The following is a 13,304-nucleotide window of genomic DNA, read 5'->3' as shown; positions in this document are numbered from 1 at the left end:
GTGGTAATCCCAATCAGGGAAAGCAGTTACCGGCGCTCGTCGATGAGCCGGATTACCCGCTGCAACACCTCGTCCAGGCCCAGGTGCGTGGTGTCCAGAATGACCGCATCCGGCGCCGGCTCGAGCGGTGAAGCCTGCCGCGTGCGGTCCCGCCGGTCCCGTTCCTTCAGCTCCTTGGCCACCGCCCCACGCGCCTTCTTCGGCACGGCATGCTGCTTCAGCCGGCGCTCGCTGCGCACCTCCGGCGAGGCCTCAAGAAAAATCTTCAGGTCGGCGTCGGGAAAGACCTTGGTGCCGATGTCGCGGCCTTCCATCACCACCCCGCCGCCCTTGCCCATCTCCCGCTGGCGCGCCACCATCCACTCCCGCACCTCGGGATGCACCGAGACCCGCGACGCCGCTTCGCTCACGTCCGCCTCGCGGATGCGGGCGGAGACGTTCTCGCCGTCGAGCAGCACGCGGTTTCCGTCCTGCACGGGCTCCAGCTCGATGCGCGACTGCCGCGCCAGCCGCGCCAGCGCCGGCCCGTCATCGAACGACACATCATTCCGTATGGCCTTCAGGGCCAGCGCCCGGTACATCGCCCCGCTCTCGATGTTGACGTAGCCCAGCTTGCGCGCCACCCGCGCGGCCACCGTGCTCTTGCCCACGCCCGCCGGACCGTCGATGGCGATGATCAGCTTCTTCTTCGCGACGCTCATGGTTTCTGTGCCGCCACGGTCCGCCGCCCGGCTTCGCGCACCGGAGCCAGCTCCAGCAGCGTCTTCGCGCCCACGCTGTGGAAGGCCAGTTCCCGCGCACCCAGCAGCGCGTTGATGTTCTCGCGCACGCGCGAACGCGGCGCGAAGTAGGAAAAGAACTTCTCGATCTCGCTGCGCTCGGCCGCCACCACCGCTTCGAGATAGCGTGAAATCAGCGCCGAGAGCGCCTCGCCCACGCTCAATTGCAGTCCTTCCTTCACCGCCTCCGGAGCCCAGCGCAGCAGCGTATCCCACAGCGCGCCTTCACCCGCGCGGTAATCGACGCGCATGATGCGCAGCCGCGCCCACAGTTCGCCCAGCGCACGGTCCAGCGCCGCCTCCGAAGGCTCCCCGCCCAGCGCCTCGCGCAGCCGCCGCTTGCTCATGGGCCCGCCTTTCTGGATGGCGCCGAACACGTCCGCCGCCAGCGGCGAGATCCTCTCCCGCCGCCCCGGCTTCAGCTCCGCCCGCGGATTCTTGTCTCCCTTCAGCGCATAAAAAAATGGGAAGACGGAACCAGCCACCAGCAGCACGTTCTCGCCCAGCAGATTGGACTCGAACGCCGCGCGCCGCCGCAGCAGCTCCACCGCCAGTTCACGCGCCGCGTGTGCTCGCTCGTCCTCGAAGGCGCGTTGCGCCGTGGGCAGGCGCTCGTCGCCGCCCACCCACGCCCCCACGAAGCTGGGCAGCAGCAGCTCGGGCTGCGGATGCAGCGCGCACATGCCCACCGACTCCACGAACCCGGCCGCGTCGTCCGCCGTCCGCACCGGGCGCCCGTCCAGCCGCCAGCGCGCCCGCCGCGCTTCGTGGAGTTCCTTTTCCGTCATATCCTCTTGAACGCTCTCTGGATCTCTTCCAGCGAATACCGCAGCAGCACCGGCCGCCCGTGCGGGCAGGAGAACGGGCACTCCGTCTTCGCCAGCTCGCCCAGCAGCCATTCCATCTTCTTCCCATCCAGCGGCGTATTCACCTTGATCGCCGCATGGCATGCGATGGAGGCCGCGATGCGCGTGCGCAGCTTCTCCAGGTTCACAGCCTGCTCTTCGCGCTCGCAGCCCTCGAGCAATTCCGTGAGCAGCCGCTCGATGTCGGAAGCCTCGACGCCCGCCGGCGCCGTCTTCACCGCCAGCGTGCGGGAGCCGAAGGGCTCGACCTCGAAGCCGTTGCCGCGCAACTCGTCGGCGATCTGCTCGAACACGGCCTGCTGCGCCGGGGTCAGCCCGACGATCAGCGGCATCAGCAGCCGCTGGCCCTCGACGCGCGCGGCGCCCCGCTGCCTGAGCACGCGCTCGAACAGCACGCGCTCGTGGGCCACGTGCTGGTCCACGATCCACAACCCGTCCTCGGCCACCGCCAGGATGAACGAATCGCGCACTTGCCCCAGCGGCCGGAGCGAAGAGATAGCCGCCGGCCCGTTCGACGCTCCCGCCGCGATGGCTCCTCCGCAGCGCTCGCCGCCGGCGACCGGCACTGCACGCGCGACGGAGGCGGCGGGCACGGCCGCGTTCGCTTCCACTTCGATCCCGCCCTGGAAGGCGAGCCGCGCCGTCTGCGGCGGCAACTCTTCGGGCTGCAGCGCAAAGTCTGCCACGTCTCCGGCGGGAGCAACTCCGCCGCCCGCTCCCGGCGTCAGCGCCGCAGCCGCCGTGGGCTGCGCCGCAATCTCGCGCGTGAACTGCGGCACCGGACGCGCAGCCACCAGCGCCGCCCGCACCGTGTCGCGCACCAGGTCGTGCACCACGCCCTGCTGCCGGAAGCGCACCTCGGTCTTCGAGGGATGGACGTTCACGTCCACTTCCATCGCCGGCATCTCCAGGAACAGCAGCACCACCGGAAAAACTCCCCCCGGCAGGATGTTGCGATACGCCTCGCTGAGCGCGTGTTGCAGCAGCCGGTCGCGGATCAACCGCCCGTTGACGAACACGAAGATGGAGTTCCGGTTCAGCTTCTGCAACTCCGGCCTTGAGACGAACCCGCGCACCCGCATCGCTCCCGGTTCCGGCGCTTCGTACTCCTCCCCCTGTTTCTTTCGCTTTTCGATCACCCACGGCGGAGGCGCGGGCAGGCCCACGCGCTCCAGTTGCGCCTCGGCGGCCACCGGCACCATCTGTTCCAGCATCTCGCGCCCGAAGATCTGGAACATGCGCTCGGCGTGCGTCTTCACCGGTGAGGCCACCAGCATGGCGTTGGCCGACGAGTGCAGCTCCACGTGCTTCTCCGGATGCGCCAGCGCATAGTGCGTCACCAGTTGCGCGATGTGCGAAAGCTCGGTGGCCTCCGCCTTGAGGAACTTCTTGCGCGCCGGGGTGTTGAAGAACAGGTCGCGCACCGTGACCGAAGTCCCCGCCGGCAGCCCGGCTTCTTCCACCCTGTGCATCTTGCCGCCGGCGATCTCGATCACCGTGCCGGCAGCTTCGGCGGTGGCCCGCGTCTCCAGCCGCAGTCGCGAGACCGAAGCGATCGACGGCAGGGCCTCGCCGCGGAACCCCAGCGTGGCCACCGTCAGCAGGTCTTCGGCGTCCTTGATCTTCGAGGTGGCGTGGCGCTCGAAGGCCAGCAAAGCATCGTCGCGCACCATGCCCGAACCGTCGTCGGTCACGCGGATCAGCTTCTTGCCGCCCGCCTCGACCTCCACCCGGATGCGTCCCGCGCCGGCGTCCAGAGCGTTCTCCAGCAGCTCCTTCACCACCGACGCCGGGCGCTCCACCACTTCGCCCGCCGCGATCTTGTTGGCGACGTGCTCCGGCAGGATGTGAATGCGCGCCATGGACTCGTCCATGGTACTGGAGTGCCCCAAGAAAAGCAGGCCGCGGATTCACCCGGAAGTGCGCCGATCGTCCGGGCCCTTCTTGAGCAGGTGCCAGGCCTCCATGTAGCGGAAGTACTTGTTGCGGCGGTCGTGCGGATTCAGGTAGGCCGCGTAGCGCGTCCGGCGCAGCGCTGTGACGGGTGCGATGTACCAGACGTCTTCGGGTATCACGAAGAACGCGAAGAAGTCGATCTCCTCCGCCGTGTAACCGGTGCCGTTGTCTGTTCGCCCCGGCGGCCGGGAAATCGTGTTGCACACGTACGCGCCTCCGCTGCAGAACGATGTGGACTTGACCTGCACCCGGCTGAAGCGGGCCCGGTGCTCCACCACAAAGTCATAGCGGGCGCTGTCGCCCCAGGGCTGGGAAACCGTCAGGCCGTGGGAAGCGGCGCGGGCCATGAACTGCAGCTCGACCCACTCGCCGCGGCGCTTGGGATGCTTGATGAGAGGAGACATAGGTGGGGTAAATGGAAAAGGGGACGCCAGGCGGCGTCCCCCTCTTTCTCCTTTTCTGACTATCTAAGTTAAGAATAGCATGTTGGATAGGACCATTGTCACATTTTTCCTAAAATTATATTTGCTTTGCAGCCAATGAAATAGCGGAAAAATGACACTTTTTGGCTCTTGACAAGCGGTGCGGACGGATTGAATGAGGGCTCGTTCAGTGAGTCATTTTGGGATCAGGGCACGGGCTGAAGCCGCGCGGATTGCGGCCGGCCGGGAAGAAACGATCTTGGCTGTCTGCCTTCCGAGCCCGGGGTCGGGCCTCAAGCATTATTGCGCCGGCACTCCAGTCCGCCGCAGGCGGACGGCAACTCGATAGCCCAGCACGTAAGTGCTGGCAAGGGGACCCGGGCGGCCTGGAAAAGATCATGTGGTTGTTCGGCTTCCGAACTCGGGGCCGGTCTCAAGCGTGATTGCACCGCCACACCCAGTCCGCCGAAGGAAGCGAGAGCCCAGCACGTAAGTGCTGGGTTGGGTGCGGCGCCCATTTCCGTGCGGAATCAGACGATGACCACACCAGGCAACCAGTCGCAAAGCGACGGCAACTCGATAGCCCAGCACGTAAGTGCTGGGTAAGGGTTGCAATGAAAACCCGAGTCGCGAAGCGACGGCACCTTGCCTTCATATCGGCACACCGCTTGGCAGGCCGGGCCTTCAGGCCCGACTCGCGGAGCGACCGTGCCGACACGAACGGTAGGATGACCGCCTTTAGCCGCTGCGGACCTTTCGCGCGCGAACCGGCCGTGACGACAGCAAACACCAGTCCGCCGTAGGCGGACGAAAACTCGATAGCCCAGCACGTAAGTGCTGGGTAAGGGTTGCAAAGAAAACCCGAGTCGCGAAGCGACGGCACCCTAGTCGAACACGTATTTCCGGTCGTATTCCACGCCGTACCGCTTCAGGAACGCCAAGAACTCCGCCTTGAAATCGCGCTTCTGATGATGTTCCTTCTGATGACGAATGTATTCGATGGTCGCCTCCACGGCCGATGCTCCGACGCTGAAACCGCCGTATCCTCGCTGCCACTCGAAATCCGCCCCGCGTTCCCGCATGAAGCGCGAGGAATTGGCCTTCATGATCTGCACCGCCTTGGCAAGCGGCACGGCCGCCGACAGGGCGATCAGGACGTGAATGTGGTCCTCCATTCCGCCGACCGCCAATACGGGAATGCCCTTGTTCTTGCCGATACCCAGGACGTAGTTCCACAACCGCTGTTCATGCTGCAGCGTGATCCAGGGTCGGCGCTCCCGAGTGCTGAAGATCACGTGCACGCGGTTGCTGACCAGCGATTGCGGCATGGGTGCCGTCCCTTCGGGACTCGGGTTCTTCTTTCTAATTTCTTACTGGGCAAGGGGTAGGTTCGTATCAGGGCACGGCTTCAGCCGTGCCGAACGAGCCCTCTCTAGCAAATGGGCTTTAGCCCCTGGGGAGGCGGGTCAAGTTCATAACCGGGATAAGCGGAGCTAAAGGGAAATTCCTCCGGCGCCCTCGCCAGCCGTCCCTCTACGGGATTCTTCTTGATGTACTCACAATGTTTCTCGTAAGACTCCCGATCCGCAGCGGCTAAAGCCGGCCATTCTAACTGCGCCGGGCGGCACGGCTGAAGCCGTGCCCTGATACGAAGCAACCCAGTCGCGAAGCGACGGAAACTCGATAGCCCAGCACGTAAGTGCTGGGTAAGGGTTGCAAAGAAATCCCGAGTCGCGAAGCGACGGCACCCTAGTCGAACACGTATCTCGGGTCGTACTCCACGTCGTACCGCTTCAGGAACGCCAGGAACTCCGCCTTGAAGTCCCGTTTCTGGTGGTGCTTCTTCTGATTGCGGATGTACTCGATAGTCGCATCCACCGCCGAGGCGCCCACGCTGAAACCGCCATACCCTCGCTGCCACTCGAAATGCGCCCCGCGTTCCCGCATGAAGCGCGAGGAATTGGCCTTCATGATCTGCACGGCCTTGGCGAGCGGCACGGCCGCTGGCAGGGCGATCAGGACGTGAATGTGGTCCTCCATTCCGCCGACTGCCAATACGGGAATGCCCTTGTTCTTGCCGATACCCAGGACGTAGTTCCACAACCGCTGTTCATGCTGCAGCGTGATCCAGGGTCGGCGCTCCCGAGTGCTGAAGATCACGTGCACACGGTTGCTGACCAGCGATTGCGGCATGGGTGCCGTCCCTTCGGGACTCGGGTTCTTCTTTCCAACTTCCTACCCCAGCACTTACGTGCTGGGCTATCGAGCTGGCGTCGCTTCGCGACTGGGGCGTTGCTGAATAAGCACGTAATTGCTGGCGGGCGTTTCCAAAAGGTAGCCTCTCGGCAATAGCATCAGTTCGCTCTCGTCAATACGTACATCGAGGCACTTAGGCGATGCTTTAGCGGTCGCTCCGGCGCTGACGACTGCTACCACCTCCTCGCGACGCAGGACACAGAAAGCATTTCCCCATGCATCGACTCGATTTGTAGGTCTTACAAAGTCAAGGGCATCGCTTGGTCGCACCCATTTCCCTTCTGGACCAGACTCAAGTACTCGCTGCGCGACCAAAAACGCATGAAGCCACGTTTCCGCGAGTTTCGCGTCAGCCTTGAAGCCTTCCGGATCCTGCTTATATGCCACAAGGTAGCCCTGCGGCAGTGGAACTGCGTCAGCGCGCGACTTATTTTCGCTTCTCATCACCACAGCATCCGCAACGACCTTCTTGCCAACGGTCGCGAGTTCCTCGACGCTTGCCCTCCTCAGCGAAGCGTCGAGATCCCGCGAAAAGGTGCGTTCGAACAAGTAGAGCAGCCCTGCCACGGCGACTAACGCGGATAGCAGCGTTAGTGACACAATCCAGGCCGCGAGCCGAACGCGCCGTAAAACCATCGGTTTCACTTCCTTTTCTCCACCTCGATCCCCAGCTCCTTCAACTGTGCTTCGCTGACCGGCGTGGGGGCGTCCACCATCAGGTCCACCGCTTTCGCCGTCTTGGGGAAGGGGATGACCTCGCGCAGGCTGTCGGCGCCGGCCAGGATCATCACCATGCGGTCCAGGCCCAGCGCGATGCCGCCGTGCGGCGGCGTACCGTATTCCAGAGCTTCCAGGAAAAATCCGAAGCGCTGTCGCGCTTCTTCGTCCGTCATGCCCAGGGCGCGGAACACTTTCTTCTGCACGTCCTGGCGATGGATACGGATGGAGCCCGACCCCAGCTCGTTGCCGTTCAACACCACGTCGTACGCCAGGGCGCGGACCGAACCCGGGTCCTGCTCCATGCGCGCGATGTCTTCTTCGTACGGCGAGGTGAAGGGATGATGCGCCGCCGCCCAGGTCTGCATCCGCTCGTCGTACTCGAACATGGGAAAGTCGGTGACCCAGAGGAAGCGGTAGGACTTCGCATCCTTGCGGTCGCCGGTGAAAGCGCCATGGCGCTCGGCGTATTTCTGGCCCAGGGCGACGCGCAGCGCGCCGGCCGCGGTGGAGACGGCGTAGTCGTGCTGCTTCACTTCCGGCTTCACGCCGCCTTCGGACTTGTGCGCCTCCGGGCGCGAGTCGCCCGCGACGATCACCAGCAGGTCGCCATCTTCGAATTTCGCGGCGGCGCGGATCTTCGCCACCGACTCCGGGAACGACTTTTCCAGGCGCTTGATGTCCTCGAAGACCTTGGCCTCTTTGCGGTCGGCGATGAGCGTCTTGATCTCGTCGCGCTCTTTGCGCGAGAGCTCGCCGACTTTCGGAATGCGGATAGCGACCACCGGGCCCGAAGCAATCTTCAGCGTCTCGAGTTCCGACGCCTGGAAGCACGGGCGCACATCGGTGAGCGGCGGCAGGCGCAGGTCGGGCTTGTCGCTGCCGTACTGCCGGATGGCCTGGTCGTAGGTCATGCGCGGGAACGGTGTGGGCAACTCCACACCCGCCGCGGCCCACGCCGCCTTCAGGAATCCTTCCGTCACCTCGAAGACGCGCTCCGGCTGGGGATAGCTCATCTCCAGATCGACTTGCGTGAACTCCAGTTGTCGGTCGGCGCGCAGGTCTTCATCGCGGAAGCAGCGCACGATCTGGAAATACTTGTCGAAGCCGGAAATCATCAGGATCTGCTTGAACAGTTGCGGCGACTGCGGCAGCGCATAGAACGACCCCGGATGCACGCGGCTGGGAACCAGGAAGTCCCGCGCGCCTTCGGGCGTCGAGCGGGTGAGGAATGGCGTCTCGATCTCGAAGAAGCCGGCCGACGAAAGATAGTTGCGGATGGCCAGCGCCACCTTGTGCCGCAACTCGATATGGGCCTGCATCTCGGCGCGCCGCAGGTCGATGTAGCGGTACTTCAGCCGCACTTCCTCGTTCGCCAGCACGCTCTCGGCGGGCGAGAACGGCGGCGTCTTGGATTCGTTCAGGATGCGCAGCTCATGGGCGACCACTTCAATCTCGCCGGTGGCGATGTTCCTGTTCACCGTGGCCGCGTCGCGCTGCTTCACTTCCCCGATGACGGCGATGACGTACTCGCCGCGCAGCTCGCCCGCGCGCTCGTGCAGCCGGGCGTCGCGCTCCTTGTTGAAGACCACTTGCGTGACGCCGGTGCGGTCGCGCACGTCCACGAAGATCAGGTTGCCCAGGTCGCGCCGGCGGTTCACCCAGCCCATCAGCACCACGCGCCGGCCGGCATCGCCCGCGCGCAAAGCGCCGCAGGTGTGCGTGCGCCGCAGATCACCCAGAAAATCGAGCAAGTAATGGCCCTTGAATGCGAAGATTTCCGCCTCTGCGGAATCGCCCATTATAGAGTAGCGCCGCCGTCTCGCCGGCCCGATTGACCCGCTCTGCGTTCCTCGCTATGCTGCGGCCATTCGATTCGGAACAACGCTGCTCGGGGATACCTTGTCGCGACTCTACTCGCTTCTGCTGGCTTGTCTGCTCTCTCTCTCTTCCACGGTCGCCGCGCAAACACCGGCAGCGCGCGCCAATGACAACCGCGTTCCCGCCGGCACGCTACGCAATGGTGAATTGACCTTGCGCCTGGAGATCGTCGAGGCGCTGTGGTTTCCGCAGCAGGAAGGCGGGCCGCACCTTGCGGTCTATTCGTTTGCGGAGGAAGGCAACGCCGCGCAGATCCCCGGACCGCTCCTCCGCGTGCCCCAGGGCACGGTGGTGCACGCCACGGTCCGCAATCGCCTGCCGGTGGCGATGTTCGTCTTTGGCCTGCACCAGCGTCCGGGCTCGGCGCCGCCCCTCGAAGTCCCGCCTGGCGCCATGCGTGAAGTCCGCTTCCCCGCCGGCGAACCTGGCACGTACTTCTACGAAGCCCGCAGCACGCCGCAGACCAGCGCCCAGCTCGCCGCTATCACGCTGCTCACGCCAATTGACAACGAGATGCCACAGTTCGGCAAGGAGGCGCTACTGACCGGGGCCTTGATCGTCGACCCGCCGGGAACAACGGCCGACGACCGCGTCTTCGTCATCAATCTCTGGATGACAGGGCTGTCGAAAGGCCCGTTCCGCGAAGTGATGGGCATCAACGGAAGATCCTGGCCTCACTCGGAGCGTCTGACGTATCGCCAGGGAGAAACCGTTCGTTGGCGGGTCATCAATGCCACCCCCTCCGACCACGCCATGCATCTGCACGGATTCTTCTACCGGGTGAACAGCCTCGGTGATGCGGACCGTGACCGCCTGTTCCCTGATCGTGAACGGCCGCTTGCAGTCACACAGCACATGCCTCCTGGCTCCACCATGTCGCTCGATTGGTCCCCTGACCGTACCGGTCGCTGGGTCTTCCATTGCCACATGACCGGGCACATGTCCGACGAGCTCGATCTCAACTCCCATCCCCTGGATGGCTCGAAACCCCCGCTGGCCTCACATGCGAAAAAGGCTGCCGGCATGGGCGGCTTGGTGCTCGGAATCGATGTGTTGCCGGATTCTGGGCTGGACGCCGCCGCCGCGACCTCCGATAAGGCTGTCCGCAAGCTGCGCCTGCTGATCGAGCCGCGGCCCGCGTCCGGCATCTTGCCCGTAGGGTATGGCTACAAGCTCGAGGAGCAGGATACGGAGACGCCCGGCCCGCCGCCCGTTCCCGGCGCCCCGCTGGTGCTGACGCGCGGCCAGCCGGTCGAAATCACCGTGGTCAATCGCCTGGTCGATCCCACCGCCGTGCACTGGCACGGCATGGAGCTGGAAAGCTATTACGACGGCGTGCCGGGATGGGGCGGCTCGCGCCAGATCACCCCGCCCATCGCGCCCGGCGGCAGTTTCGTCGCCCGCTTCACGCCGCCGCGCGCGGGAACCTACATCTACCACACCCATTGGCACGACGTGCTGCAGCTCACCGGTGGTTTGTACGGACCGCTGATCGTGCTGGAGCCGGGCCAGAAATTCGATCCGGAGACCGACCAGGTTTTCATCATCGCCCGTGCCGGCCCCGATGAGTCGGTCTATCCGCTCCTGCTCAACGGCAGCCCGCAGCCGGGAGCCCTCGCGCTCAAGATTGGCACGCGCTACCGCTTCCGCTTCATCAACATCGCGACCAATGACGCGGACGCGGTCATCTCCTTGCGCTCGGACGGCCAGGCCGTCAGTTGGCGCGCGGTGGGCAAGGATGGCGCGGAACTGCCAGCGGCGCAGGCCGTCGTGCGCACGGCCCAGCAGAACATCACCGTTGGCGAAACGTATGATTTCGAGTACATTCCCCAGCGCCCCGGCGACCTCACGCTCGAAGTCTGGCTACCGTTCTTCAAGACCAAGCTGACCCAGATTTTCGAAGTGCAGCCCTAGAAAGCCAGCTCTCGGCACTCAGCAATCAGCAAACCGTTATGAGAAAGACGGTGAACGCGAGCAGCCTTCCGTCAGGCCTTGAAATACCCTGCAGCTGAAAAGTCTTCTGGCCACTAGCCGCTAGCCACCGACCACTGCTGTTATCTCGTGAGCGCGAACCAGATCACATAGAACCACGAGCAGACGCCGTGCACCATGGCCCACAGGATCGACCCGTTCCGGCTCCAGGACAGGATCATGGCCAGCGCCGTCCCGAAGCTGATGCCCGCCTTCACCGTTTCCCGACCGGCTGACATTGCGCGCCCTCCGCTTTCCGCTTTCCGCTGATCGCTTATTGCTTACCGCTTACCGCTCACCGCTTACGGCTTATCGCTTATCGCTTCTTATCCCCTCAGCGCCTGTATCTTCTTCGCCAGTTCCTCCCGCGGCACGCTCACTTGCTCGCCCGTGGCGAGATTCTTCACCGCGAATGCGCCTGCCTTCACTTCGTTCTCGCCCACGATCACCACGCAGCGCGCGCCCAGCTTGCTCGCCGTCTCCAGTGACTTCTTGAGCCGGAAGCCTTCGTCGCCGGTCTCGACGACGATGTCGTGCCGGCGCAATTCGCGCGCCAGCCGCGCCGCCTCGCGGTTCATGCCCGCGCCCAGCGGCGCCACGTAAGCTTCGAGCGCCGGCTGCACGGCCGCCGCCGCTTCCCCCAGCGCCATCACCATGCGGTCTTCGCCGATGGCGAACCCGATCCCCGGCGCTCGCGGCCCGCCCAGCGCTTCCGAGAGCCCGTCGTACCGCCCGCCGCCCAGCACCGCATTCTGCGCCCCCAGCGCTCCATGCGTGAATTCGAAAGCCGTCCGGCTATAGTAATCCAGGCCTCGTACCATCCGGTCGTTGATGACGAAGAGGACTTCGACGGCGCGCAAGATCGCTTGCACTTCGGCGAAGTGGGCGCGGCAGGCGTCGTCGAGGAACTCCAGCATGCGGGGGAGCTTCGCGATGATGGGCTGGTCGGCGGGCACCTTGCAGTCGAAGACGCGCAGCGGATTGGTTTCCGCGCGGCGGCGGCAGTCGGCGCACATGTTCCCCACGACACCGGCAAGCGCCTTGCGCAGGGCGGCGTTGAATTTGGGGCGGTCGTGCGCGCAGCCCACCGAGTTCAGATGCAGCGTCCATCCGGAGAGGCCCACGCGGTCGAGCAGCGTGGCCAGCATCTCGAGCACTTCGGCGTCCACGGCGGGCGATTCGCTGCCCGCGCTGGGCGGGCCGATGACTTCGGCGCCGATCTGGTAGAACTGCCGGTAGCGGCCTTTCTGCGGGCGCTCCCGGCGGAATTGCGGCCCCATATAGAAGAGGCGCTGCAGGCCGGGCCGTTCCCACAGCTTGTGCTCGATGTAGGCGCGCACCACGCCGGCGGTGTTTTCCGGGCGCAGGGCGAGCGTCTGGCCTTTTTCGCTTTCCGCGCGGGCGCGGTCTTCCCAGGCGAACATTTCCTTGGCGACGATGTCGGTTTCTTCGCCGACGGAGCGCTGGAAGAGCGCCAAGTCCTCGATGACCGGGGTGCGGATCTCGTGGAAGCCGTAGACGCGGAAGACGTCGCGGGCGGCGGCCTCGACGAAGTTCCACACCGCCGTCTCCGGCGGCAAGAGGTCGCGCATTCCACGGACGGCTCGAATCGCCCGGCCCTCCGCTTTCCGCTCTCCGCTTTCCGCCATTTGACTTTGCTTTCCGCTACTTCCTGCGTTCCTTGAGATACTGGTTCTTGTAATCGAGGTAGTTCTGGGCGTAGCGCAGGATGGTTTCCTGGTCGGCGTCGCCCAGTTTCTTGCGGAATTTTCCCGGGACGCCCATCCACAGCGAGCCGGGCTCGATCACGGTTCCTTCCGGGATGACGGTTCCGGCAGCAATGATGGAGCCCGTGCCCACGCGCGCGCCGTTCAGAATCACGGCGCCCATGCCGATGAGGCAGCGGTCTTCGATGGCGCAGCCGTGCAGGGTCACCGAGTGGCCGACGGTCACCCACTCGCCCACCTCGACGGGGAACTTGTCCTTCATGCCGTGGAGCACGGAGCAGTCCTGGATGTTGGAGTTCGCGCCTACGCGGATGGAATGCACATCGCCGCGCAACACGGCGTTCATCCAGACGCTGGCGTGCGGGCCCAGGGTGACATCGCCGATGAGCTGCGCGGAGTCATCCACGTAGCAGGAGTCAGCGATCCGGGGTGAGGTTCCTTTGTAGGGGCGAAGCATGCCGCTTGTTTCCTCAGGGGCTGAAGTCCCGGGGTTCTTTGGCCAGTGAAACGGCACGTTCGCTCACGCGAGTCGGGCCTAAGGCCCGACCTACTGAGTCGTGCCCCTCCGAAAGACCGTGCGAAAACGCTAGAAAGTAGCACGCGGGAGAGGGGAGAAACAATGTGAGGAAGCCGTCCGTCCACCCTGGCGCTCCAAAAGCGGGAGCGACAAGGGTGGGGCAACCCAAGGTTGTCTTCCCCACGTACGCGCCGAAAAAGCGTGCTGCTTGT

Annotated in this window: 12 protein-coding genes; 1 reads left to right on the top strand and 11 read right to left on the bottom strand. The window is 64.8% G+C overall.

What is annotated here, in order from left to right:
* Positions 1 to 26: 26 nt before the first annotated feature.
* The 8 genes from cmk to aspS all read right to left on the bottom strand — a co-directional run bounded on the left by cmk (position 27) and on the right by aspS (position 8,798).
* Entirely contained in the window at positions 27 to 701 is a 675-nt protein-coding gene (gene cmk / locus VNK82_01260) for a (d)CMP kinase (protein HXE89570.1), read from the bottom strand.
* Positions 698 to 1,567 (bottom strand): hypothetical protein, encoded by an 870-nt coding sequence (locus tag VNK82_01255; protein ID HXE89569.1) that lies wholly within the window; start codon positions 1,565 to 1,567, stop codon positions 698 to 700. The genes cmk and VNK82_01255 overlap by 4 nt, the downstream gene beginning before the upstream one ends.
* A complete protein-coding gene (mutL, locus tag VNK82_01250) occupies positions 1,564 to 3,519 on the bottom strand; it encodes a DNA mismatch repair endonuclease MutL (GenBank protein ID HXE89568.1) in 1,956 nt (651 codons plus the stop codon). Before mutL ends, VNK82_01255 begins: the two co-directional genes overlap by 4 nt.
* 36 nt (positions 3,520 to 3,555) lie before the next feature.
* Positions 3,556 to 4,005 (bottom strand): group I intron-associated PD-(D/E)XK endonuclease, encoded by a 450-nt coding sequence (locus tag VNK82_01245; protein HXE89567.1) that lies wholly within the window; start codon positions 4,003 to 4,005, stop codon positions 3,556 to 3,558.
* A 902-nt stretch (positions 4,006 to 4,907) separates the two neighbouring features.
* Complete coding sequence (gene tnpA, locus VNK82_01240; GenBank protein HXE89566.1) at positions 4,908 to 5,351, bottom strand: IS200/IS605 family transposase; 444 nt, start codon at positions 5,349 to 5,351, stop codon at positions 4,908 to 4,910.
* A gap of 421 nt (positions 5,352 to 5,772) precedes the next feature.
* Positions 5,773 to 6,216, bottom strand: a complete 444-nt coding sequence (gene tnpA, locus VNK82_01235; GenBank protein HXE89565.1) for an IS200/IS605 family transposase — start codon at positions 6,214 to 6,216, stop codon at positions 5,773 to 5,775.
* Between the two features lie 66 nt (positions 6,217 to 6,282).
* Entirely contained in the window at positions 6,283 to 6,846 is a 564-nt protein-coding gene (locus VNK82_01230) for a hypothetical protein (protein ID HXE89564.1), read from the bottom strand.
* A gap of 74 nt (positions 6,847 to 6,920) precedes the next feature.
* Positions 6,921 to 8,798: an aspartate--tRNA ligase gene (gene aspS, locus VNK82_01225; GenBank protein ID HXE89563.1), complete on the bottom strand. Its 1,878-nt coding sequence runs from the start codon at positions 8,796 to 8,798 to the stop codon at positions 6,921 to 6,923.
* A 100-nt stretch (positions 8,799 to 8,898) separates the two neighbouring features.
* Here aspS and VNK82_01220 point away from each other — a divergent pair, with 100 nt between their 5' ends.
* Positions 8,899 to 10,791, top strand: a complete 1,893-nt coding sequence (locus VNK82_01220; protein ID HXE89562.1) for a multicopper oxidase domain-containing protein — start codon at positions 8,899 to 8,901, stop codon at positions 10,789 to 10,791.
* Positions 10,792 to 10,931: 140 nt separating this feature from the next.
* On the opposite strand, the gene VNK82_01215 is transcribed toward VNK82_01220, so the two are convergent.
* The 3 genes from VNK82_01215 to VNK82_01205 form a co-directional block, all read right to left on the bottom strand.
* Complete coding sequence (locus tag VNK82_01215; GenBank protein ID HXE89561.1) at positions 10,932 to 11,087, bottom strand: hypothetical protein; 156 nt, start codon at positions 11,085 to 11,087, stop codon at positions 10,932 to 10,934.
* An 87-nt stretch (positions 11,088 to 11,174) separates the two neighbouring features.
* Positions 11,175 to 12,440 (bottom strand): histidine--tRNA ligase, encoded by a 1,266-nt coding sequence (hisS, locus tag VNK82_01210; protein ID HXE89560.1) that lies wholly within the window; start codon positions 12,438 to 12,440, stop codon positions 11,175 to 11,177.
* A gap of 73 nt (positions 12,441 to 12,513) precedes the next feature.
* Positions 12,514 to 13,032: a gamma carbonic anhydrase family protein gene (locus VNK82_01205; GenBank protein HXE89559.1), complete on the bottom strand. Its 519-nt coding sequence runs from the start codon at positions 13,030 to 13,032 to the stop codon at positions 12,514 to 12,516.
* Positions 13,033 to 13,304 lie beyond the last annotated feature (272 nt).

This window comes from Terriglobales bacterium (assembly GCA_035573675.1).
Classification (GTDB): domain Bacteria; phylum Acidobacteriota; class Terriglobia; order Terriglobales; family Acidobacteriaceae; genus DATMAB01.
Note: the sequence above shows the minus strand (reverse complement) of the source record. Positions and strands in the feature narration are given on the sequence as shown.

Bases quoted from the DNA above. Each gene is read 5' to 3' on its own strand.
- cmk (HXE89570.1), bottom strand. From the start codon at position 701: ATGAGCGTCGCGAAGAAGAAGCTGATCATCGCCATCGACGGTCCGGCG.
- VNK82_01255 (HXE89569.1), bottom strand. From the start codon at position 1,567: ATGACGGAAAAGGAACTCCACGAAGCGCGGCGGGCGCGCTGGCGGCTG.
- mutL (HXE89568.1), bottom strand. From the start codon at position 3,519: ATGGACGAGTCCATGGCGCGCATTCACATCCTGCCGGAGCACGTCGCC.
- VNK82_01245 (HXE89567.1), bottom strand. From the start codon at position 4,005: ATGTCTCCTCTCATCAAGCATCCCAAGCGCCGCGGCGAGTGGGTCGAG.
- tnpA (HXE89566.1), bottom strand. From the start codon at position 5,351: ATGCCGCAATCGCTGGTCAGCAACCGCGTGCACGTGATCTTCAGCACT.
- tnpA (HXE89565.1), bottom strand. From the start codon at position 6,216: ATGCCGCAATCGCTGGTCAGCAACCGTGTGCACGTGATCTTCAGCACT.
- aspS (HXE89563.1), bottom strand. From the start codon at position 8,798: ATGGGCGATTCCGCAGAGGCGGAAATCTTCGCATTCAAGGGCCATTAC.
- VNK82_01215 (HXE89561.1), bottom strand. From the start codon at position 11,087: ATGTCAGCCGGTCGGGAAACGGTGAAGGCGGGCATCAGCTTCGGGACG.
- hisS (HXE89560.1), bottom strand. From the start codon at position 12,440: ATGCGCGACCTCTTGCCGCCGGAGACGGCGGTGTGGAACTTCGTCGAG.
- VNK82_01205 (HXE89559.1), bottom strand. From the start codon at position 13,032: ATGCTTCGCCCCTACAAAGGAACCTCACCCCGGATCGCTGACTCCTGC.